The organism is Acinetobacter chengduensis, assembly GCF_003664645.1.
Lineage (GTDB): Bacteria > Pseudomonadota > Gammaproteobacteria > Pseudomonadales > Moraxellaceae > Acinetobacter > Acinetobacter chengduensis.
Genome location: NZ_RCHC01000002.1, coordinates 76,330 through 98,518 on the forward strand (window position 1 = coordinate 76,330; position 22,189 = coordinate 98,518).

General features: G+C 38.9%; 18 protein-coding genes, 1 other RNA gene and 1 pseudogene. 8 read left to right on the forward strand and 12 right to left on the reverse strand.

Features of this window, described 5'->3' with window-relative positions:
- Positions 1–10: 10 nt before the first annotated feature.
- The gene (gene glpK / locus D9K81_RS01965) at positions 11–1,495 is read right to left on the reverse strand and encodes a glycerol kinase GlpK (RefSeq protein ID WP_120373901.1); all 1,485 of its coding nucleotides are present in this window, start codon (positions 1,493–1,495) and stop codon (positions 11–13) included.
- Positions 1,496–1,624: 129 nt separating this feature from the next.
- On the opposite strand from glpK, the gene ssrA reads away from it, so the two are divergent.
- Both ssrA and D9K81_RS01975 read left to right on the forward strand, forming a co-directional pair.
- Positions 1,625–1,983, forward strand: a transfer-messenger RNA (tmRNA) gene (ssrA, locus tag D9K81_RS01970).
- A 179-nt stretch (positions 1,984–2,162) separates the two neighbouring features.
- Complete coding sequence (locus D9K81_RS01975) at positions 2,163–3,392, forward strand: tyrosine-type recombinase/integrase (RefSeq protein ID WP_120373900.1); 1,230 nt, start codon at positions 2,163–2,165, stop codon at positions 3,390–3,392.
- Positions 3,393–3,778: 386 nt separating this feature from the next.
- On the opposite strand, the gene D9K81_RS01980 is transcribed toward D9K81_RS01975, so the two are convergent.
- The 3 genes and pseudogenes from D9K81_RS01980 to D9K81_RS01990 form a co-directional block, all read right to left on the reverse strand.
- A complete protein-coding gene (locus tag D9K81_RS01980) occupies positions 3,779–4,576 on the reverse strand; it encodes a bestrophin-like domain (protein WP_120373899.1) in 798 nt (265 codons plus the stop codon).
- Positions 4,577–5,192: 616 nt separating this feature from the next.
- Positions 5,193–5,596 (reverse strand): annotated as a pseudogene (locus D9K81_RS01985) (transposase); the annotation flags it as partial.
- Between the two features lie 92 nt (positions 5,597–5,688).
- Entirely contained in the window at positions 5,689–6,900 is a 1,212-nt protein-coding gene (locus D9K81_RS01990; protein ID WP_120373898.1) for an MFS transporter, read from the reverse strand.
- Between the two features lie 127 nt (positions 6,901–7,027).
- Between D9K81_RS01990 and D9K81_RS01995 the strand changes: the two genes are divergently transcribed.
- Positions 7,028–7,507, forward strand: a complete 480-nt coding sequence (locus D9K81_RS01995; RefSeq protein WP_120373897.1) for a MarR family winged helix-turn-helix transcriptional regulator — start codon at positions 7,028–7,030, stop codon at positions 7,505–7,507.
- A gap of 504 nt (positions 7,508–8,011) precedes the next feature.
- Here the strand turns inward: D9K81_RS01995 and D9K81_RS02000 are convergent.
- The 7 genes from D9K81_RS02000 to D9K81_RS02030 all read right to left on the reverse strand — a co-directional run bounded on the left by D9K81_RS02000 (position 8,012) and on the right by D9K81_RS02030 (position 15,247).
- Positions 8,012–8,851 (reverse strand): fumarylacetoacetate hydrolase family protein, encoded by an 840-nt coding sequence (locus D9K81_RS02000; protein ID WP_227601969.1) that lies wholly within the window; start codon positions 8,849–8,851, stop codon positions 8,012–8,014.
- Positions 8,852–8,986: 135 nt separating this feature from the next.
- Positions 8,987–9,994 (reverse strand): 4-hydroxy-2-oxovalerate aldolase, encoded by a 1,008-nt coding sequence (gene dmpG / locus D9K81_RS02005; protein WP_120373895.1) that lies wholly within the window; start codon positions 9,992–9,994, stop codon positions 8,987–8,989.
- A gap of 19 nt (positions 9,995–10,013) precedes the next feature.
- Positions 10,014–10,940 carry an acetaldehyde dehydrogenase (acetylating) gene (locus D9K81_RS02010; protein ID WP_120373894.1) on the reverse strand — a complete coding sequence of 309 codons (927 nt, stop codon included), beginning with the start codon at positions 10,938–10,940 and terminating at the stop codon, positions 10,014–10,016.
- Positions 10,941–11,001: 61 nt separating this feature from the next.
- A complete protein-coding gene (mhpD, locus tag D9K81_RS02015; RefSeq protein ID WP_120373893.1) occupies positions 11,002–11,805 on the reverse strand; it encodes a 2-keto-4-pentenoate hydratase in 804 nt (267 codons plus the stop codon).
- A 60-nt stretch (positions 11,806–11,865) separates the two neighbouring features.
- The gene (locus D9K81_RS02020; RefSeq protein WP_120373892.1) at positions 11,866–12,708 is read right to left on the reverse strand and encodes an alpha/beta fold hydrolase; all 843 of its coding nucleotides are present in this window, start codon (positions 12,706–12,708) and stop codon (positions 11,866–11,868) included.
- A gap of 37 nt (positions 12,709–12,745) precedes the next feature.
- Positions 12,746–13,660 carry a VOC family protein gene (locus tag D9K81_RS02025; protein ID WP_120373891.1) on the reverse strand — a complete coding sequence of 305 codons (915 nt, stop codon included), beginning with the start codon at positions 13,658–13,660 and terminating at the stop codon, positions 12,746–12,748.
- A gap of 24 nt (positions 13,661–13,684) precedes the next feature.
- A complete protein-coding gene (locus D9K81_RS02030; RefSeq protein ID WP_227601968.1) occupies positions 13,685–15,247 on the reverse strand; it encodes a bifunctional 3-(3-hydroxy-phenyl)propionate/3-hydroxycinnamic acid hydroxylase in 1,563 nt (520 codons plus the stop codon).
- Between the two features lie 271 nt (positions 15,248–15,518).
- Here D9K81_RS02030 and D9K81_RS02035 point away from each other — a divergent pair, with 271 nt between their 5' ends.
- From D9K81_RS02035 to D9K81_RS02045, 3 genes are all read left to right on the forward strand, one after another.
- Complete coding sequence (locus tag D9K81_RS02035; protein ID WP_120373890.1) at positions 15,519–16,148, forward strand: TetR/AcrR family transcriptional regulator; 630 nt, start codon at positions 15,519–15,521, stop codon at positions 16,146–16,148.
- 270 nt (positions 16,149–16,418) lie between these two features.
- Complete coding sequence (locus tag D9K81_RS02040; RefSeq protein ID WP_120373889.1) at positions 16,419–17,075, forward strand: hypothetical protein; 657 nt, start codon at positions 16,419–16,421, stop codon at positions 17,073–17,075.
- A 565-nt stretch (positions 17,076–17,640) separates the two neighbouring features.
- On the forward strand, positions 17,641–18,225 hold the full coding sequence (locus tag D9K81_RS02045; RefSeq protein ID WP_120373888.1) for a TetR/AcrR family transcriptional regulator: 585 nt from the start codon (positions 17,641–17,643) through the stop codon (positions 18,223–18,225).
- A gap of 15 nt (positions 18,226–18,240) precedes the next feature.
- On the opposite strand, the gene D9K81_RS02050 is transcribed toward D9K81_RS02045, so the two are convergent.
- Positions 18,241–18,654 (reverse strand): MarR family winged helix-turn-helix transcriptional regulator, encoded by a 414-nt coding sequence (locus tag D9K81_RS02050; RefSeq protein ID WP_120373887.1) that lies wholly within the window; start codon positions 18,652–18,654, stop codon positions 18,241–18,243.
- A gap of 170 nt (positions 18,655–18,824) precedes the next feature.
- Between D9K81_RS02050 and mhpT the strand changes: the two genes are divergently transcribed.
- Positions 18,825–20,042, forward strand: coding sequence for a 3-(3-hydroxy-phenyl)propionate transporter MhpT (gene mhpT, locus D9K81_RS02055; protein ID WP_120373886.1), 1,218 nt, complete (start codon positions 18,825–18,827; stop codon positions 20,040–20,042).
- 71 nt (positions 20,043–20,113) lie between these two features.
- Positions 20,114–22,183, forward strand: coding sequence for a 3-hydroxyacyl-CoA dehydrogenase NAD-binding domain-containing protein (locus D9K81_RS02060; protein WP_171406853.1), 2,070 nt, complete (start codon positions 20,114–20,116; stop codon positions 22,181–22,183).
- Positions 22,184–22,189: the final 6 nt, after the last annotated feature.

Below are 22,189 nucleotides of genomic sequence, written 5' to 3' on the forward strand. Positions count from 1 at the left end.
TGTAATGGGTTTATAAATCAGATTTGGCACGTTTTAAAGCAGACTCCCAGAGGTTCAAATGATATTTGCGTTGATCTGCTTGCATGTTTGGCTCAAAAGCACGTTCTAATTGCCAAGATTGCGCAATTTCGTCTAAGTTTGAAAATACACCCGCCTTCAAGCCTGCCATGGCTGCAGCACCCCATGCAGTTGACTCTAAAAGTTTGGGACGAAGCACGGGCACATTTAAAATGTCGGCTTGAAATTGCATTAACATATCATTGGCAGAGGCACCGCCATCTACACGCAATTCTTTTAGGGGGTTGGAAATGTCAGATTGCATCGCGCTGAGTACATCCGAGACTTGAAACGCAATTGACTCTAAAGCTGCTCGTGCAATATGTGCTTTACCTGTACCTCGTGACATTCCACACATTAAGGCACGTGCTTCACTATCCCAATGCGGTGCACCTAGTCCCGTAAAGGCAGGGACTAACACAACGCCTTCAGTTGAGGAAACTTGGTTCGCGAGTTTTTCTACATCACAGCTTTTTTGAATAATCCCCAGTCCATCTCGAAGCCATTGCACAATAGCACCAGCCATAAACACACTGCCTTCTAAGGCATAGGTGGTTTGGCCTTGGGCTTGCCAAGCAAGCGTCGATAACAATTTATTTGAGCTATATTGGACTTCATTTCCAGTATTGAACAGCATAAAACAACCCGTTCCATAGGTGTTTTTTGCTGTACCTGCTTCAAAACAGGACTGTCCAAATAATGCAGACTGCTGGTCACCCAATATGCCAGTAATGGGGATATTGGCACCCAATAGGCCTGTGGCCGTATCTGCTACATAGTTATCGGAACTGATAATTTTTGGTAAAACTGATATAGGAATATCAAAAAGGTGCAACAACTCTTCATCCCATTGTTGCGTTTGCAGATTCATGAGCATGGTACGTGAGGCATTACTGGCTTCAATCACATGCTCAGCACCTTGGGTTAAATTCCATACCAACCAGCTGTCAATCGTACCAAAAGCCACATGGCCTTGCTGTGCGAGTTCCCTTAAGCCTTTTGTATTTTCAAATAGCCAAACCAGCTTCCCAGCACTGAAATAGGGGTCGATTCTTAAACCTGTTATACGATGTATACATTCATGTTGGTTCTGCTGGATGAGTTGATTACACCAATCGGTTGCGCGACGGTCTTGCCAAACAATTGCAGGAGCGAGTGGCTTACCAGTACGTTTATCCCAAACTACAGTCGTTTCGCGCTGGTTGGTTAAACCGATGGCTTTAATGTCTTTAGCTAAAATGCCTGCAGAAGCCAGTGCCTGCTGTACGACAGTAATTTGCGAGCTCCAAATTTCTTGTGCGTCTTGTTCAACCCAGCCAGAATGTGGGGTTTGAATATGTGTTTCACGTTGAGCTGTTGCCTGAACTTCTCCATGTTCATTAAATATGATTGCACGACTAAAGGTCGTACCTTGATCGAGGGCCAATAAATAGCTCATATCTTTTTCTTTTGATGTCTTGAAAAATAAAATATTAGCGCAATTATGTAATTAAGCGCATTCAATTGTGTAATTGTTCAGAAAATACATCGTATTTTTTATCAGTTATGCTATGATTGTTCATACTTTGGGGATGTTTCTGGCTTCGACGCTGGTGATGAAACTCATAGATGCATGTCGAGAGCGCATTTTCTCTCGTAAATCAAATTTGCATTTTTTAGTCGCAAACGACGAATCATACGCTCTAGCTGCCTAAGGGCAGCTTGTCCGCATCTCTGAATACTTGTGGTTAGAGATCCCGACTGAAGCGCAAGCACACAAGTCCGTATAAAGCCAAGCCTCGGGGCTTTGTACTAAACTTAGAGGATCGCGATTTGTACCCTGTTCGTCGGGTCACAAAGAGTTAAAACAATAGACGATATCTAAGCATGTAGTATTCTCGAGCGTAGTGCTGGCGGACGCGGGTTCAACTCCCGCCATCTCCACCAAATACCTAGTTTTATATGACGAAATATAACTGAATATAAAACGGAAAGGCTTAAATCTTAAGGGTTTAAGCCTTTTTTCTTGCCTGAATATAACTAAACATAAACGCATATAGTATTGCGTGTCGTGTATCCCTCCGTGTATCCTTGATAAAAAATTGAATCCGAGGGATACAAGGCTAATGAAAAGAACTGAAATAAAACGCCGTCCTTTGTCCGATACGGTACTTGCTAACCTTGAAGCTGATGAAAAGGAATATCGTGAACTTGATGGCAATGGTTTATATATTCGAGTAAAACCTGATGGCAACAAGTCGTGGCAACTCAGATATAAAAAGCCTGATGGTAAATGGTCATGGTTAGGGCTTGGCGGTTATCCCGAAATTAGTGGACAGTTAGCACGTAAGAAAGCTAAAGAACTTTTAGAGGATGTATCTAAAGGTGAAAATCCAATCATTTCTAAACTGGAAAGAAAACAGCAAGAACTTGAACAAAACAATGCAACTTTTGAGTTGTTGGCTCGTGAGTGGTTAGACACTAAATTAAATTCATGGGTATCTGACACCATGACAAGAAATAAAGGCGCATTGGAAAAGCATATATTTCCCATTTTTGGCAAACGCTTGTACACCACAATTAAACCAATTGAATGGATGAACTTATTAAAAGGGATACAACAAGAAAAGGGTATTTATGAGCAAGTAAATCGTATGCGGGCAATGTGTCGGGATATTTACGATTATGCAAAGGTCACAGGGCGTATTGATTACAATCCTTTGGAGGGTATTCAGAAATATCTTGAGCAAGGTAAAAAAACCAATATGGCGCATGTGGATGAAAAAGAATTGCCCGCTTTGCTTAGAGCAATTAATAACTATCCAACGATGGACGTCCGAATGGGCTTACAGTTGCTTGCGATGTTGTTTTGTCGTCCGAGTGAATTACGTGGTGCAAAATGGGATGAGTTCGACTTTGAGCATGCTGTTTGGAATATTCCCGAAGAACGTATGAAGAAACGCCGTGAGCATGTTGTGCCTTTACCGACTCAAGCTATAGCAATTTTGAAAGAACTTAAAAGCTACGATACAAATTCAGATTTTCTATTTCCAAGTCGTTCAGATAAAAGTAAGCCTAAGTCAGATACTGTTTTTATTATGGCTTTGCGCCGTATGGGTTATGAGGGGCGACAAACACCACACGGATTTAGGCATATTGCTAGTACGCTTTTAAATAATCGTGGTTTTGATGAGCGTCATATTGAATCGGCTTTAGCGCATGTTAAGGATGGTGTGGCGGGTGTGTATAACAAGGCTCAATACTTACAAGACAGAGCGAATATGATGCAATGGTATGCCAATCATTTAGAAGAAATAGCAGATCAAAGTATTATTCAATTCAAGAAAGTTAAATGACATAACTTGCACTATTTTGATTAAATATCATTTATATTTAATTTGTTAAGCCTAGCTCGACGGAGTGAAAATCGAATACCCAATTCGATTGGCTTAGCTATTTCTTTGATGAGTTATCAATAAAATATGATGTAAAGAGAATATGAGCTATATATGGCAAGGCTTAATGCTATTTGGTGATTGTTTGACTTTAGCAAGTAATTTCAAGGAAACATGGCTGAATTGCTTTATTCACCCTTAAAAGAGGTCATTAGGCTATCGTCATAAATGACGAAAAGGTTAGCATTTCAAATGTCACCTTTATAAAGTACCACTACTAAATTTTTGTAATAGCTACCCCATCATTTAGAGGAGTAGCTATACAATTACACTTTTTAAATGCTGAATTAATTTTTATTTTTAGCAATATGAGCCAATGTGTCTTTTAATGATAAAAGATCATCAGGAGTTACATGGATAACCCCTTTTCCTGGTACATCGATTTCTGAAATGATAAATAAAGATAGAGCCATCAAAAAGGGTAAAACTAAAATCATCAAATTCATTTTCTGTTCTTGTCGAGCATTGTAGCCAATCAAAATATTAGATACGACTGCAAAGAAGATAAGTAAAGCCCATACTATTTTAGGGATCTGATCACGCCAACTAACCGTTGTTTTTTCTTGGGAAAGATATAGGTCGCTGTATGAAGCTAGAACAGAGCTAATAACTGGATTGGGTGTTTCTCTCGCTTCATTAACGGCTATGTCCCAAAGTTGTTTCTGCTTTTCTGTAGAGGTGATTCGCCATTCTTTATTTTCAAGTAAACTATCTGCATTAAAAAACTCAATCCGAGCATCTAAATATTCATGTAATAGTTTTTCTGCCTTTTCCTTTTGAGGAGAATCTAAAAGCTGAGTTCGTTGAAAAGCAGAACTAATAACGAGCATTTCATTTTCTTCTGTTTTTTGTCTGTCGTTGTACCCATTAATAGAGATCGAAAGTACAAAACCTATAAGTAAGCCTAATAGGGATAGTATTGCACCAAGTACGATTTTTGCTTGGTCATCACTAAATTTAGGGCTGTGGTTTTTAAAAAAGAATTTACCTGCATAGGCTACACCACCCAAAAGAATAAAAAGAGTCCAAAAATTAGAGGAAGAGTTTATTGATAATTCGCTTAAAAGATCTTGTATCCATGACATATTGGCACTCCATTGATGGCTAATAAAAATTGAATAATTAAAGAATACAAAGCTATATAATTTAGTTTAAATTATTGAAAAGTTAAATTAATTTTTATTTTTTTAGGAGGTTGGGCTTTTAATAATTGGTGCAAAAAGTATTATTTTTGGCAATTCAGCACAAGATTGAATAACTTCACTCATAATTTACAATTATTTTGCTTCCCAACATGGTTGCCAAACATCATAAATATGCATTTGCAGTGAAAGAGCATTGAGCCTTTTTACGACTAATTTTGAAAATATGTGAAATAGGGGGTTAATTTACAAGCATAGTGAAAATAAAGGTAGCTTGAATACTGATAATTGTGGCTAATATAAAGCCTAGCAACAAGCAATTTTAACCCCTATTTTTTATGTTAATTTTAATAAATAACAATAACTTATGGTTTTTTATGGTTAATATCCCCAAATATCTTCCAAAACATGGGACAATATGCCGAGTTTTAAAGAAAAAGGCTTGATTGTAAAGGGATTAGGCCTTTTTTCGTGCCTATACATAACTAGCTATAGTTACATACGCCGTATACACTGTGACGTACATTGCACTATCGATAGCAATATGAAGCTTATGCTATTGATGGTGATATTCAGCCTCATATTTCTTGCGTTTCCATTCGCCTTCACCGAGAAACTTCAAGCCAGTGGAATGCGCGAGGAGATGTAACCTATCGCTACTTTTTTGATAGCTAATTGCAATATCTATATGTTTTTGTCTTCGACAAAGCGTACTGTACCAATATCACTAATATTTGAATCTACTAATCTGCAAAGTTTAATCAGACTTTGAATAAAACCTATAACCAGCCGCAAAGAGAATTGGAGTAGGTTTGATTTTGACCTTGCTTACCTTGTGGTTGTGCATGCCACTGAGTGTTTGGATCAAACCCAATAGGCATGTTAATTCAGTCTTCGCCGTATACTGCTCATATAGAACTACCAGTTTGTTGTGTGATAGGTTTTAGGAGAAGATTTATTCATTTTAAAATTATATGGATGAATAAATCTTCTAGGTTAGGTTTGTTCAACAAAGCCAATGAAATAGGTCATTCAAGTTATTCATGTCTAGCTGTCTATTCTTTTTTTAATTTGAGTAATAAACTTGAAAGGCTTCCAATAATTGCAAAAATAACAACTGGTATGATTGCTGCTGTCCATCCAGAAAAACTAATTGCGAGACCTATAGCTAATGGTCCAATAACAAGTCCTAGGTAATTTCCTTGCATTACTAAACCAATGCAAAGTGATATCAGGTTTTTATCAGGAGAACTGAGTGGTGCTAAACTCACAATTGTAGCCGGTATGAGTCCACTTATTATTGAGAATAAAAAGCATAATAAAATTGCTAATATATTTGGTGTAAAAGGTAGGAATATTCCAATACCTAAAACTCCAATAAAAATATTAGAGAATATAATAATTTTTTTTGCTTCAATATCTCGATTGAGTAAAATTGATGAACCAATATTTCCTACAATACTTGAAAGGATAACTGCTCCACAAACAACCCCAGATTGTGATGCAGATATTCCCATTCTGTTTATGAGGAATAATGGCAAAAATGTAAATACTGAGAAAAATATAATATTATAAGCTGCGAATGAAATTGCTAATAAAAAAGGGTTTCTAGATTTAAATACTTTTAAGATATCCTTTTTTAAGGATATATTTTTAGCGAAATTTGAATTATTTATCTCTGTGTTAGGAACTTTAAAGATAATAATAAATAGAATAAAAAAAGTTAGTCCAGCATTAATTAACCACAAGCTTTGCCAACTATTTAAAAATGGACCTAGAAAAATTGAAATAGCAATACCAATCCCCATAAACATGCTCCAAAAACCAAATACAATATTGTATTTAGATTTTGGTGTTAAACGATTCAGTATAGATGGGGCTGACACTAAAACGAGTAAAAATCCCAAGCCTTCAATTACTCTTGTTGTAATTAGAAAAGAGAAATTTGTTGTTATAGCTCCAAGTAGACTACCTCCAGCTAAGATAGCTAGACCTATACAAAATAATCTTTTATCCCCCCATTTCTGAACTAAACTACCTACGAATATTCCTCCAATCATACCAACAATCGAAAAAACAGACATAATCCAACTTAGTGAAGAAAGTGACCAATGATATAATTCATGCATTTGAGGAATTGCAATTGAAGCTTTTCCGACATGCAATGCACAGATGATTCCTGCACAAATGATTAAAGCAATAGATAAATCATTTGAATCATCGGGAATTCTTTTTTTGTACATTTGGGACATTACTTGTGTATTCATTGATAATTCCTAAGGCAGATACTTAGCTAGCTAATTAAATATATTTAGCTGGCTAATTAAAATCAATCATTAATTTCATCTTTAAAATATTTTGTTATAATTCAATTAATTAAATAGGAGTTAAAAAGTGCATCAAACAGCAAAAGAGAGTGAAATGAATGAACAAGATTTTGAAAAATTTATTTTTATTACTCACAAACTTTTTAAGGCAATGATGCGTGATCGAGGTTACTATGCACAAATGCGTTCCAAGCTATCTTTATCGCAGCTAAATTTGCTAGACGCGCTAGCCGATGAAGGTGTTTTAACAATTAGCCAAATTGCATCTTATGCAGGAATTGCTGTTCCAACAGCAACTAAAATGCTCAAAATCTTAGAAAGTAAAGATATTGTAATTCGAAAAAAAAATATAAATGATGCCCGTAGTTGGTTAATAGAGTTAACGGATTATGGACTGCATTTAGTTAAGGAACAGCGTAATGGTCTACGTGAAATACAATATAAACATTTTTCTAATTTAACTCCTGAACAAAGAGTTAATTTTCTTAATGTATTACAGCAAATGTCTGATACTTTAATTCCTTGGTTTGATTTAGATAAAAGTTAATAAAATGATAATTTATGAATATTAAATTAGGTTATATAACTATGGTTACTAGGTGAATTATTTTTAATGTTTTTATTGATGATTTATTTGATTTTTTAGAGTTTAAAGTACTAGAGAAACTTTATTTTTCTACTGTACTACCTAAAAATAATCAGGTCTTTGATGGGAGGTATGAGGTTTATCACAGCATATCTATTGATTGTACTAATCTTGATGAAAATGTAGTGAACTGAGTAAATGTAAAACAGTCTATATTTAAAATTTATAGCAATCAATTTGTCTTATTAAGCCTCATATTGTTTCAATGAAGACAAAGCCTAATTTACTTTGCCTAAGACTATAAATAGCTCCTCTAGTTTAAACAGGAGCTATTTATTGGAATGATGAAGCTTTAGTCAGTGGTATGATTATGTGCGGAAGATAGTTCAGCATACCAGCTGACATGATATCTATTTACTAATTGTCTAAACAAATATAAAGGATTTTATTTAAAAAGGGGCTGGCTTATTTTACATGAATTTTGAGTTGCCCTAATTTATCTATCTGCGCTGTGATCAGATCTCCAGACTGAATTATTCCGACACCTGCGGGTGTCCCTGTATAAAGTAAATCCCCTGGGTATAATGTATAGAACTTACTAGCAAATTCGATCAGTTCAGGAATATTCATAATGAGATTTTGTGTATTGGCGTGTTGTCGTAATTCACCATTTACATAGAGTTTGAGTTCTAGGTTATGAGGATTAGGAATTTCATCTGCCGTGACTAAATATGGACCGAGCACGGAATAACTATCCAAAGATTTCCGAAGACTTCTTTCTTCTGGGCCTCGAATTGTCATATCTAGCCCTATGGAATAACCGGCGATATATTCTAGTGCATTTTCAGCCTTTATATTTTTAGCCGTTTTACCCATAATGACAACTAACTCAATTTCATGGTCTGTACGTCGATCTGCAAATCCAATTTCGATTGATTTATTCATCCCGATGAGTGAACTGGTACTTTTTAGAAATAGCCCTGATTCTTGAATCTTTTTTACATGATTTTTAGGGAAGGTTACCTCATCAGCAGCAGCTTCATCAAAATGTGCTTGATAATTCACTGGTGCTGCAATAATTTTACCTGGGTTTAATACGGGTGAAAGCAGATTAATGTTTTCGATCTGATAAATAACAGTATCTTCCTTTGCTTTTAAAATTTGAGCTTTTAGAGAGTCCAGAGAAGCAATAAGAAGGTCGTATGTAGGAAAGGGGTAAGTCTGTTTTGGCAGTTGCTCTAAAATTGGGCTGATATCATATACTTTCGTTTCTTCAATCAAGCCCAATCTATTTTCGTTAAACATGCATAATTTCACTCGAATCTCCGTATTTGAGCTTATTCATATTGTTGAATTTTCTGGGTTTTAATCTATAAATTTTGAAATTTTAAAATGCTGGCAGGGAAACCAGCATTTTATTAGTGGGGAAAATTTTTAAATTTATTTTTGGTTTAATAAATCTAAAGCCACATCGACAATCATATCTTCCTGTCCACCAACCATACGGCGTTTACCGAGTTCAACTAAAATATCAACGGTTTTCAGTCCATATTTTTGTGCTGCACGTTCAGAATGACGTAAGAAGCTTGAATAAACCCCTGCATAACCCAGTGCTAAAGTTTCACGGTCTACACGAACAGGGCGATCTTGCAATGGACGAACAATGTCATCGGCAGCATCCATCAAAGCATATAAATCCGTACCATGTTGCCAGCCCATTTTATCGAAAGCTGCAATACATACTTCAAGGGGGGCATTGCCTGCACCTGCGCCCATGCCTGCCAAACTTGCATCGACACGATCACAACCTTCTTCAACTGCGACAATTGAATTTGCGACACCAAGACTTAAATTATGATGAGCATGTATACCCGTTTGCGTTGTAGGGTCCAGTACATCTTTTACTGCACGGAAACGATCTCGAATATCATTCATATTCATCGCACCGCCTGAGTCCACAACATAAATACAAGTTGCGCCATAACTTTCCATAAGCTTAGCTTGTTGTGCTAAACCTTGTGGACTGATCAAATGGCTCATCATTAAAAAGCCAACGGTATCCATACCAAGTTGGCGTGCATATTCTATATGCTGTTTTGATACATCTGCTTCTGTACAATGAGTTGCAACACGGACAATACGAGCACCTGCATTATAGGCATTTTTTAAATCATGTACTGTGCCAATGCCTGGAAGTAATAAGGTCGCAATTTGTGAATGTTCAATCACATCTGCAACTGCTTCAATCCACTCTAAATCGGTATGTGCACCAAAGCCATAGTTAAAGCTTGAACCTTGTAAACCATCACCATGTGCTACTTCTATTGAATCGACTTTGGCATGATCTAGTGCACGTGCTATATCCTGTACATTTTGAATAGAGTATTGATGTCCAACGGCATGACTACCATCACGTAGCGTAACGTCAGAAATATAAATTTTTTTCATTGTTCTGCTCACTTTAGGTTTAGACTGCAATGGTTTGGGCAATACGTTCAGCTGTCGCTAAGGCTGCAGACGTCATAATGTCTAAATTGCCCGCATAGGCAGGTAGATAATGCGCGGCACCCTCGACTTCTAAGAAGATAGTCGTTTTCAGGCCACTTATTTTGCCTAAGCCCGCAATATGCAAATTTTTTACGTGATCAAACTGAACATCTTGTTTTAAACGGTAGCCTGGAACATAACTGTTGACGGCATCAACCATATTTTTTACAGAGGTCGCAATTGCAGTTTCATCGGCAAGATCAGATAACACATACACGGTGTCACGCATGATCAATGGTGGTTCAGCAGGATTCAGTACAATAATGGCTTTGCCTTTACTTGCCCCGCCCACAACTTCTAAAGCAGTTGATGTTGTTTCAGTGAATTCATCAATATTGGCACGGGTTCCAGGACCAGCTGACTTACTCGAAATAGAGGCAATAATTTCGGCATAATGCACTTTTACAATTTTTGAAACAGCAGCCACCATTGGAATAGTCGCTTGTCCACCGCAGGTCACCATGTTGACATTGTTTTGAGAGAGATTTTCTTCAAGATTTACGACAGGAACACAGTAGGGACCAATAGCTGCTGGGGTTAAATCCACCATTTTAATATTGGGCTTATGTTCTCGTAAAAATTGATCATTGTAGCGATGTGCATTGGCAGAGGTTGCATCAAAAACAATTTCAATCTCCGCAAACTCGGGCAATTTCACTAATCCTTCAACACCTTCATGGGTTACTGCAACCCCCATGCGTTGGGCACGTGCTAAACCATCAGAATTTGGGTCGATTCCAACCATTGTTGCTATTTCAATATGTTTGGCATTGCGTAGAATTTTAATCATCAGGTCCGTACCAATATTGCCTGAGCCGATAATCGCTGCTTTAATTTTTTTACTCATTTTTATTTACTCAAAATGATTTAATCAAGGAAATGACTTAAAGTAGAGGGGGAGTCAGACCTTAGTCAGGCTTGCTGAATGACACCGCTACACGACCAATATTGGAGATGACGGCTTCAAATTGATCACCAGCCTTGACGTTTGCCATCGGTCCAAGCGCACCAGTTAAAATAATATCGCCTGCTTTTAATGGTTCACCTAAAGCCACCATTTTTTGAGCTAACCATACGGCTGCATTTAAAGGATGGCCTAAGCATTCGGCACCACTGCCACTCGATACCGTTTCACCATTGCAACTCATATTCATGGTCGCTTGACGTAGGTCCAATCCATCAATGCGCTGAGCAGGTGTTCCTAAAACAAAACATCCACTTGAGGCATTATCAGCAACAGTATCGACAAAACTGATTTTCCAATTTTCTATGCGACTACCGACAATTTCTAAAGCCGGCATGACCCATTCCACTGCAGAAATCAGTTCTGCTAAGGTTAAATCGGCTTGGGTTAAATCTTTACTCAGTACTAAGGCAATTTCAGCCTCAATTTTGGGTTGTAACACACGTTCAAAAGGAACGATTTCATTATCGCCATAACACATATCGGCATACAGTGTGCCAAAATCAGGCTGATTAACACCGAGTTGTGCTTGCACTTTAGGATTCGTCAGTCCAATTTTTCGGCCTACAACACGACGTCCTTGTACACACGCATGTGCGACATTGAGTCGTTGAATCGTGTATGCTGCTTCAGCATTGTCGATGCCGATCTGTTGACAGAGAGGGGCAATAGCAATGCCGGTTGACTCAGCTTGACGTAGCGCCAAAGCTAATCCTTCTAAGCGCGTTTCTATATCTGATGAGTTCATTTTCATATCCTTTGAAATGAAAAAGCCCCGCATGAGCTTATGGCTCATCGGGGCTGGACATTATTGTTTCAAGAATTGGATAACAAGACTATTAAACTCATCTGCATGTTCAATCATCGCCCAGTGACCACATTGGTTAATCAGCACTAAACGTGAATTCGGTACATTTGCTGTCAGTAATAATGAAGTTTCATACGATACAACACGGTCATCACGTCCATGAATAAACATTGATGGCACTTTAATATCACGTAATTTTGTAACATCAACCCATTTTGGTAATGGTGCGCCATGCGGTAATCCTGCGACATAATTTTTCAAATGTTCAGGGCGAGCAAGTGCAGCATCTGAACGAGCTTTACATAATTCAGGGGTTGCAAAACGTGCTTTGTCAAAGCACATAATTTCCACTAAGCGTTGCATATTTTCAGGGCTAGCATCTTGATAGGCTTTAATGAGGACTTTTAAACCTTCTGATGGACCGTCCCCTGCACCAAATAAAGTTGGGAATTTACCTACAGGAGGGCCCATGGTAATCAAATGGCTAATACGGTCAGGATATTCAGTGGCTAAACGTAATGAAGTTTGTCCACCCATCGAGTTCCCAATAAACGCTGCTTTTTCAATACCTACAGCATCCATGAATTGGATTACAGCATCGACATGATCGAGTTGGTCGACGGTTGCTGCATCTGACTCACCCCAACCAGGCATGTCGACTGCATAAACGTGAAAATGATCAGCTAATGCACCGATATTGCCAGAGAAATTACTCCAACCTGTCGCACCTGGACCACTGCCGTGTAACATAATCACTGGAAGACCTTCACCTGCTTCGTAATAACGCAGTTTCCAATCTTTGGTTTGAATATCGCGTGAAATGCTATCTTGTGTAATTTGCATGAGCTGTATTCCTTAAATCTAAATTCTTTAATCAATATTAATGTTGAGAGGTCATGGAAAGTTTTTCTGCCACAACATGGCCTGGGCGATGTCCCCATGAACTTAATTGTTCAAGATGTTGTACTTGCCACGTTTTCTCATCAATGACTAAGCCACCCCAGCCAAATTCGATGCTGAACAGAGAAGGGGTGCGAACATAAAAGCTAAACATTTGGTCATTCGGGTGCATGCCAAGAGTCATCTCGAACTCACAACCAGCATCCATGCAACGGTCAAAGGCTAAGCCAACATCACTCATGTCAGAGACTTCAATCATGAAATGGTGCATCTTCATCGGGATTGGCATATTGGCCAGTGCTAAAGAATGGTGACGACCATTGCAATGTAAAAATGCAACTGATGCCACAATGCCTGGTGCCATTTCTTGATCAATCACATCGGTGAGCTTAAAACCGAGCAAGCCATACCAATCCATTATTTTTTTTCGGTCTACACCTTGCTCAACCAAGACTTGATGCCCAGCACCGCCTTGACCTGTCACAAATGGTGAGCGAAGGACTTTAGATTGAAACGGGGTGTCAGCATCTTTAAGTCCACACACTAATTCAACGCAGTTCCCTAAAGGGTCAAGCGTAGTATAGATGTGTTCAACTTGACGCTCAGCAGCTAGGTTTGCATCTCCTTCGAGTACTGTGATGTTGTGATCACGTAGATTTTGCACCAATGATTTGAGTGCACTTTCATCCTGACAGGCAAAACCTGTAAATGCGTGCCCCTTACTGTCATCTAGTTGAATAATCCAGCGATATGCTTTTTCATCCATGCGTAAAAGAAGTTGTTGGCCTGTTTTTTTGGCTAATTGCAAACCGAGTAAATCAACCGCAAATTTTTCCCATTCAGATAAATTCGTAGTATTGACGCCTAAATAGGCAAGTTCAGTGATGTGACTCATAACAAATTCCTTTTGTTTTGGTGCTTAGTTCAACGATGGGACTGCTAAACCATGGACATCATTTGCTGCAACAAATTTATCTGGGCGAATCGCAATGACTTTTGCACCGTAGCGTTCCATCCAAGGTAAAATACCTTGCCCAATGTCCACCAATTCATCGGCATCTTCGGTATGTTTGTCTTTGGGGCGTAAAGTGATGTAACTGGTATTTAAAGCATCCCAATCTACTTTTTCTTGTTCGGTTAAGAATGAACGAGGGTCACAGTCTGCACCTAAGAGTACAAAGCCTTTATTTAGAATTTCATCCAAACGACCTATTTTACCCATAGCAGTACCTATGATCGGTTGTGGGACCATACGACCGACAATACTTGCATCGGCAATTTCACCACGTAACCAGCCAGCAACCATGACTGGTGGGGAAATCAGCGCAGGTTCATGAGGTGTTACCGTATTTTCAGGCACAGCATTCATCGCCGCAATTTCTTCTTCTGTCGCTTCTTGTTTAATGACACGACCAAGCCCCACTGCTAAATTAGTGAAAAATTCGACGTTTGGACGGCGTTCAGTTTCATAAGTATCCAGCCATGCTTCAGGTAACTCACCATGAATCACTTTGGCAAGTTTCCAACCTAAGTTATACCCATCACGCATGCCTGATTGCATACCTGCACCTGCCCAAGGTGGCATCAAATGACACGCATCACCTGCAAGGAATACTCGATCAGAGCGCCATGTTTCTGCCATACGGACATGGTGGCGATAGAAAGCCCATTGGTGAATTTCGATATCTTTTTCGTCATGTCCTAAGGCTTTGAGGAGTGGCCATACTTTTTCATTGCTATCAAAATCTTCGGCAGTTTCACCAGGTTTGAGTGGAATTTCCCAACGATGATTTCCGGCGGACAATGCTATATCTACAACTGGACGTTCTTTGTCAGTCCAGAAAGTTAGTAGATCACGATCAGGCCACCAACGTTTTACACGACAGTCAATAACAATCCATACTTGTTCAAGCGTGTCGCCTTGCATTTGGATATCCAACATGCTTCTACTCGGGCTTGAACCACCATCTGCAGCAATAGCATATTTGGCACGAATAGTTTTAATAACACCTGTATCCACGCAACGAGAAGTCACAGTGACGCCATGCTCATCCTGTTCAATATTGGCAACTTCTTCGCCATAATTTACCTGTAAATGGTCTTGATATTTTGCGGCACACTCACGCAGTTTTGATTCCATAATTGGTTGATAGATATTGAAAAATCGTGGTGTGATGCCTAATGTTGAATGTGGGTGTTCAACACGCATAACTTCTTGGCCACCATAAGTTAACCAACGCAAGGCACGTTGTGGCTCAATCACACGTGTTACATCTTGATCTACACCTAAATCTTGAAAAATACGCATCGTCCAATCATTAACAGTCACTGCACGTGCACGGGGATAAATAGATTTTTCACGCTCAAGAGCGGTGACTTTTATGCCATTTTTTGCAAGTGTTAGTGCACTAATAATACCTGTGGGACCGTAGCCAATAATTACAACATCTGTGTCGTATTGAGGGGATGCGTCTTGCATCATATCCATCTCCTTGAACTTTTATGTTTTGGACCTATTGGTCCATAACGTGTATAATTTATTCAATTTGATGGAAAATATATTGGATTAATGTCTAATTGTTTTTTAATTTAAAATATGATATTTAAGTTTTTTATATATCTATATGTTTTTATTGCTAAAAAAATATTTTTAGAACAATTGCAGGAATGTGAGAATAATTTATTTAGCGCCTTCTATAGGGTGGTGGATGTTATTATTTGTGAAGATTAATACATGATGGGATATACAAAATATGAGCACTGAGAAGGAGCTTAATGGCAATATTCGAGGGCGTCGCTCACGCAAGGAAATTTTAGATGTAGCTGTAAGATTAATGGCGGAAAAAGGTTATGCCGCAACATCTGTGTCTACACTTTGTCAAGAAACGGGTTTACCTAAAAGTGCGATTTATCATCATTTTCAATCTAAATCGGGTTTGCTTTCTGCGGTCATGGAGCATAACGCAAACTTATTTTTTAATGAAATGAAACAAGCACATATGAATGCCCCGAAAGAAGGGGAGCCTTTGGAATTGCTTAATTGGTATTTACAAAGTACAGGGACCGTTTTTCTAGCCCATACAGATTTTTTAAAATTACATTTAATTCTAGTAATGAGTGCTGAAGCGCCTGAAATAAGTGAAATGATTACAAAGGTTCGCTATAACGGGCGTATGTATATGAAATATATGATCTTATCTTCTTTTAATCAGCAAACTATGACAATGTCTGAAATGATGGCAGATAAATTAAGCTACTTTGCTATCGCAGGGTTTGATGGGATCGTTGTTGAAAAGCAAGCTAACGCCGCATATTCGTTTGAGTCAGCATTAGCGTTACTTGCAGAGTCATTAGCTTTATTGGGTAAGAAATACGCTCATTAAAAATATGACTCCGTATAATGATGGCGTATTGAAATTATCAATACGCTATATTGTTTTTTAGATATAGCTCTTTCTTTTTTAACCTTGTTAGATGTCATGTCAAGAATGCTTTGAGGCATTTTGATCTTTAAATATATAAAGCGGAATAAAATTTATTTTTTATATATTTAGTGAAGAGATCAACTTCTTTCACGCAAAGATATAGGTGAGTATGCCCGATAGCTATGCATGGATGATGCTTAAGTTTGATAATTAACAAGGATGATAATAATGAGAAAATGTAAGGTAGTGGTGAGAATGATATTGGGTGGTTTAGTGAGCTCCCAAGCGTTTTCTAATTCTGATCTAAAGGGTTTTGTTGGCGTCTATGCAGTACCAGATGCGAAAATTGAAATAAAAAATACCGGTGCCCCCAAAATTAAAGATAGTGGTGAGGCTTATGGGATTGTAGCTGAGATTGAGAAAAATCAATGGTTCGGTTATACCCATTATGAAACGGTATCAATTGATATTAATGCATTACCTAAGCCAGGTGTTAGTGCAGAAGAATATCGCTTAGGAGGCGGGTACCGACAGCATTTTGCGAAAGGAAGTATTCAAGCGAGTATTGAATATTTTGCTCAGAAACAAGATTTTGACTTTGAGATGGTGCCAGATTGGGATGACTCAGGAATAGGTATTCATCTTAACACTGAACATTTATTAGGGGTGATTGCTGGCAGGGTTCCTGTTGCAGGGTTTGCTGATATTGGTTACATCGATATGCATAAAAGTGATGCTCAAGAATATAGATTGGGTGTAAAAGCTATGCTGGCAAAAAATATAGGGGTGATGAGTGCTTATCGTATATTTAAGCAAGAAAAAGATGAAAGTAATGAAAAAACCACACTTAAAGCAATGAATATTGGTTTGTCCTATGTTTTTTAGCAAATTGGGTGTTTGTTCTAATTAATTTAATCATCTAGATAAGATTTATATTATAGGAGGAATTAATATGCATTTAATTTCTCCTATAAGTTCTAAAATAGGTTGCTCCCAGTATCAGCACAGCTTGCACCTAAGACGGCTAAAGCGCTTTTAGATGTAATATCGAAAGGCATAGAACCATGATTGATCGTGATTTATATGGCCTTAAGTGTATTACATATTACTAATCAGAATGTGGTGTATGGCATTGACTCAAGATCACGCCTGAATGAACTTTATATAGGTCGTTATTTTAGTGGGCCACAATTGGCTCAATGATTGCCATTTATCTATTATGGAATAGCTTTAGCTGGGTTGGATGCTATAGCTACGGTTTAATCTGTGCGATGGGATATTTATGATGAATCTCAAAATGCATCGTGCTTAATTGCTACAGATTTAGCATGACTCGATCAATAAAGAGCAAACGTCACGTCAACCTTGCTTGACATGGTGTAATGTGGTTATTCATTATAGGCGCACATCAATGTATTTAAATTGATTGCTGCTGAAGAGTTGAAATCCTATGACCGTATCCCGCCACCAAAAGATCTTTTTGCTAAAACAGAAGATTTTACACGTGACCGAACAGCTACTACTCGAAAATAATCAGGATATTGTGGTTGGGGAATTAGCGGCAGAATTAGATATAGCGAAGGGCACAATTTATAAATATTTTAAATGCAAAAATCAGTTATATCTCGAATTGCTTATTTTAAATGAAACGCGATTATTGGACATCGCACAAAATTTTAAAACCGATGTGCAAGAAGGAATTCGACAATTCATGCTCTATCATCTGACGAATTCAAATCGAACCGTATTACTGCACAGTATCGAAGAGAGAATTACCAGTCAGGAAAGGGGCATAAAACATAAATTTGAGGAATTGTACGAGGTTCGAGAAAAAAGAATTGTCGCTGTTAAAGATATTACGGTGGAATATCTGATTTCTCGCAATTGCACTATTAGCTTGCGTGATTATCTCTCTTATGTGTGGACCATCACACATGGTGCCTGTCTTTTACTTAGTTCAACCTACTATCAAAAATCCATTGGCGAACGCAATAATTTAATAAATTTTTATATAAAACAGGCTATTAACGTATAGGTGGCGCCTTAAATATTAATTTTCCGGCCATGGTAATTCCAATATACGTCTCAGCTGTTTGATGTTGTCCTCACCTAAATATTTTGCGAGTTCCTGTTCGGCCTGATGAATTTCTGCCAATGCAATATCTGACATCTCTTTACCGTTCGTCGAAAATTTAACCAGCTTGATGCGTTTGTCATCTGGACTATTAATGACTTCTAAGAACTTAGAATTAAGACCTTCAGCGACTAACTGGTGCACAGCCTGACGGGAAATTTGTAAGCGACGTGCCAATTCAGACATCGGTACAGGTGTCTCGCCAAGATAACTATAAAGCCTCGCCATCGATGGAGTTACGTAGCCATAGCCATTTTTTTCAGCATTTTTCATCAAATGATCTTCAATCCATTCAAGGCGAGATCGAAGCAAAGTTCTTAGAGATTTCACAGCTAATACATGATTAAAAATGACCGTTCAATATAAGCAATATGATTTTTTTTTTCCATTTTTATCTACGACTTTTTTCTAATTTTTAAAACGTCAAGCATGCTTGACAATATATTCATATCAAATTAGTTTGTTTTTGCTAGGAACGCAAAACAAGAAGGGTACGTTGTATGGAACAACAACAAAATACACAGCGAAATGCTGTGATGACGATTTTAATCTGCTTTCTCATTGCCTTGATTGAGGGGATTGATTTGCAGTCAGCAGGTGTTGCAGCTGCAGGTGTTAGCGCGCACTTTGGTTTAGATAAATCGAGTCTGGGCTTATTTTTTAGTGCTGCAATTTTAGGGTTATTGCCGGGTGGTTTGATTGGTGGTCGATTAGGGGACCGTATTGGCCGTAAAAAAGTCCTGATCATTGCAGTTGCATTATTTGGTTTATTTTCAATTTTAACGGCTTGGGTAACATCGTACTCAGGTCTGTTATTTGCACGCTTTATGACAGGTTTAGGACTAGGGGCAGCATTGCCAAATTTAGTGGCTTTAGCGTCTGAATCAGTGAGTGACAAAGCACGAGGACGTGCGATTTCATTGATGTACTGCGGGATGCCTATTGGTGGTATTGCAGTATCACTACTTGCCAGCACTCAATTGGCAGCCGACTGGAAAGTGATTTTCTATGTAGGTGGTATTTTACCTTTAATGGTGATTCCACTCATGATGGCATTTTTGCCTGAATCACGTGCATTTCTTGCAACGCAGCAAAGCGCTGATACCACACAGCAAAGCAAATTCAGCGATCTGTTTAACCAATATTTCCGTATGCCAACGATCCTACTTTGGGTGGGCTATTTCTTCACCATGATGGTGGTGTACATGTTGCTTAACTGGTTGCCGTCGTTACTTATGGAGCTCGGTTTCCAGAAAAAAGATGCAACCATGGTGCAAATGTTCTTCTCGGTGGGTGCTTTTGTCGGAACGATTGTACTGGGCTTGCTGGTTGACCATTGGAAAATGAAAAACGTCATTTTACTGATGTATAGCGGCATCATTTTAGGTTTGATCGCGCTTAATAGCTTTAGCACAGTACAGGCGATGTATTTTGCAGGAGCGCTTGTGGGCTGTTTCACAATTGGTGGACAAATGGTGCTGTATGCCTTGGGGAGTCAGGTTTATCCAACTCAAATGCGTGGTACAGGTGTGGGTACAGCAATGACTGTTGGTCGCTTTGGTGCGATGGCAGGGCCTGCCGTTGCGGGTCAATTCCTTGCAATGGGGAATGGTGCAACTGGTCTGATTGCAACGTGTATTCCGGGCATTATTATAGCGGCCGTTCTCATTCTGATCTTACTGGGCACAATGCAAAAACGTGCTCAAGCACAAGCTTAAAACACTTTTTGTGGTGCAAATTTTAACTGATTTGCACTGCATTTATTCAACTGAAAAAATGGAAGATGAGCATGGGTTCTGTAAATCAAATTCTGATTGAAACACACGGCAATGTGGCTGTAGTGGATTTTCAAACTGAAAAATTAAATGTGCTTTCACACGCATTACGCTCAGATCTCTATCAGGCAATTGAGCAACTGTTAGCAGATGATCACGTCAAATCTATCGTCCTAGCTGGTTCGGCGAAATTTTTTAGCGCAGGCGCAGATATTGCAGAGTTCTCAGCAGGAACTCATCTTAACTTTCCATCATTACATGATTTAATTTATCTGATTTCAGATGCTAAAAAGCCGATTGTGGCTGCGGTTTCAGGGACGGCCTTAGGTGGTGGTTTAGAGTTAGCCTTGGCTTGTCAGCATCGTGTGGTGCATGCCAAAGCACAACTGGCTTTGCCTGAAGTTCACCTAGGCTTATTACCTGGCGCTGCAGGTACACAATTGTTGCCACGTTATATTGGCTCAGCATTGGCTTTAGATGTCATTTTAACAGGGAAACCTTTAAAACTAGCAACGTTGGTTGATTCAGCATTAGTTGATGTTTTGACAGAAAATGATGCAAAACAAGTGGCGGTTGAATTTGCCCAAACATTAACGACATCGACACATATTAAGCATCAAAACCTAGAGCTCACAGAAGAACTACAGGCATTATTACAAGCAAAACGTGATGCTTTCGGAAATAAGCCACAACATATTGTTCAACAAGCGATTATTTCTGCGGTTGAAGCAGCACTGACCTTGGACTTTGAGGCTGGTTTTGTCAAAGAGCAGGCTTTGTTCCAAGAACTAACAGCATCCGATGTGTCTAAGAGCTTACGTCATGCCTTCTTTGCAGAGCGTGAAGCAAAACATATCCCTGATTTAGACGTAGCTATAGCAGCCAAAGCCATTGAACGTGTGGCTGTGATTGGTGCAGGTACTATGGGCAGTGGTATTGCCATTTGCTTTTTACAGGCAGGCTTTCCAGTCACACTCATTGAAAATCAACAAGCAGGTTTAGACCGCGGTTTGGCTTTAATTGCTAAGTATTTTGCTGGGCAAGTGGCTAAAGGCCGTTTGACTGAAGAAACAGCCGAGGCTATTCAAGCCAATCTATCAACCAGCCTTGAATATTCAGCACTGGCAAATATTGATTTAGCTGTGGAAGCAGTGTTTGAAGATTGGGATGTGAAAACATCAGTACTGCAGCAGATGGACCAACATTTGCCAGCGCATGCAGTTTTGGCTAGCAATACGTCGACTTTAGATTTGAACCAATTGTCACAGCAAACTTCACGTCCTGAATCTGTGGTGGGTCTGCATTTCTTTAGCCCTGCGCAAATTATGCCATTGCTCGAAATTGTGCGTACAGACAGTACGGATTCAGCCACTTTAAAAACGGCTTTAGAGATAGGTAAACGCCTGAAAAAAACCGCAGTGGTTGCAGGCGTTTGCGATGGATTTATTGGCAATCGGATGCTGAATGCCTATTTACGTATTGCAGGATTATTAATTGATGCAGGTGCATCGCCGTATCAAATTGACCGTGCTTTGGAAAATTGGGGCATGGCAATGGGACCATTCCGCATGTGTGACATGGCGGGCAATGACATTGATTACATGATTCGTAAGCACCAGTTGAAACTGAATCCCACGAAGAAATTCTCAGGCTTTGCCGATCAGTTATTCGAGCTGAAACGCTTTGGCCAAAAGACACAAAAGGGTTGGTATGACTACAGCCAAGGCAACCGCCGTGGTGATGAAGATGCTGAAGTGATTGCATTAATTGAAGCCTATCGCGCAGACCAAGGCATACAGACTCAACAATTTAGCGATGAAGAAATCGTGGCACGTTGCATTTATGCTTTAGCCAATGAAGGCTTCCGTTTATTGGAAGAAGGCATTGCTTTACGCCAGTCAGACATCGATGTAGTGTATTTAGCAGGTTATGGCTTCCCGCGCTGGCGTGGCGGGCCAATGTTCTATGCAACACAGCAGGGCTTAAGCAACATGAAGTTGAACATGCAAAAATTTGCCCAAGACCCAACAACGGATGCGTCTTTTTGGCAAGTACCAACTCTGTTAGCACAGTCAGTCGCTTAAGTAAGG

What these genes read in the sequence shown, in the direction of transcription:
- glpK (WP_120373901.1), bottom strand. Translation starts at nt 1,495, where the DNA reads ATGAGCTATTTATTGGCCCTCGATCAAGGTACGACCTTTAGTCGTGCA.
- D9K81_RS01975 (WP_120373900.1), top strand. Translation starts at nt 2,163, where the DNA reads ATGAAAAGAACTGAAATAAAACGCCGTCCTTTGTCCGATACGGTACTT.
- D9K81_RS01980 (WP_120373899.1), bottom strand. Translation starts at nt 4,576, where the DNA reads ATGTCATGGATACAAGATCTTTTAAGCGAATTATCAATAAACTCTTCC.
- D9K81_RS01990 (WP_120373898.1), bottom strand. Translation starts at nt 6,900, where the DNA reads ATGAATACACAAGTAATGTCCCAAATGTACAAAAAAAGAATTCCCGAT.
- D9K81_RS02000 (WP_227601969.1), bottom strand. Translation starts at nt 8,851, where the DNA reads ATGTTTAACGAAAATAGATTGGGCTTGATTGAAGAAACGAAAGTATAT.
- dmpG (WP_120373895.1), bottom strand. Translation starts at nt 9,994, where the DNA reads ATGAAAAAAATTTATATTTCTGACGTTACGCTACGTGATGGTAGTCAT.
- D9K81_RS02010 (WP_120373894.1), bottom strand. Translation starts at nt 10,940, where the DNA reads ATGAGTAAAAAAATTAAAGCAGCGATTATCGGCTCAGGCAATATTGGT.
- mhpD (WP_120373893.1), bottom strand. Translation starts at nt 11,805, where the DNA reads ATGAACTCATCAGATATAGAAACGCGCTTAGAAGGATTAGCTTTGGCG.
- D9K81_RS02020 (WP_120373892.1), bottom strand. Translation starts at nt 12,708, where the DNA reads ATGCAAATTACACAAGATAGCATTTCACGCGATATTCAAACCAAAGAT.
- D9K81_RS02025 (WP_120373891.1), bottom strand. Translation starts at nt 13,660, where the DNA reads ATGAGTCACATCACTGAACTTGCCTATTTAGGCGTCAATACTACGAAT.
- D9K81_RS02030 (WP_227601968.1), bottom strand. Translation starts at nt 15,247, where the DNA reads ATGATGCAAGACGCATCCCCTCAATACGACACAGATGTTGTAATTATT.
- D9K81_RS02035 (WP_120373890.1), top strand. Translation starts at nt 15,519, where the DNA reads ATGAGCACTGAGAAGGAGCTTAATGGCAATATTCGAGGGCGTCGCTCA.
- D9K81_RS02040 (WP_120373889.1), top strand. Translation starts at nt 16,419, where the DNA reads ATGAGAAAATGTAAGGTAGTGGTGAGAATGATATTGGGTGGTTTAGTG.
- D9K81_RS02045 (WP_120373888.1), top strand. Translation starts at nt 17,641, where the DNA reads ATGACCGTATCCCGCCACCAAAAGATCTTTTTGCTAAAACAGAAGATT.
- mhpT (WP_120373886.1), top strand. Translation starts at nt 18,825, where the DNA reads ATGGAACAACAACAAAATACACAGCGAAATGCTGTGATGACGATTTTA.
- D9K81_RS02060 (WP_171406853.1), top strand. Translation starts at nt 20,114, where the DNA reads ATGGGTTCTGTAAATCAAATTCTGATTGAAACACACGGCAATGTGGCT.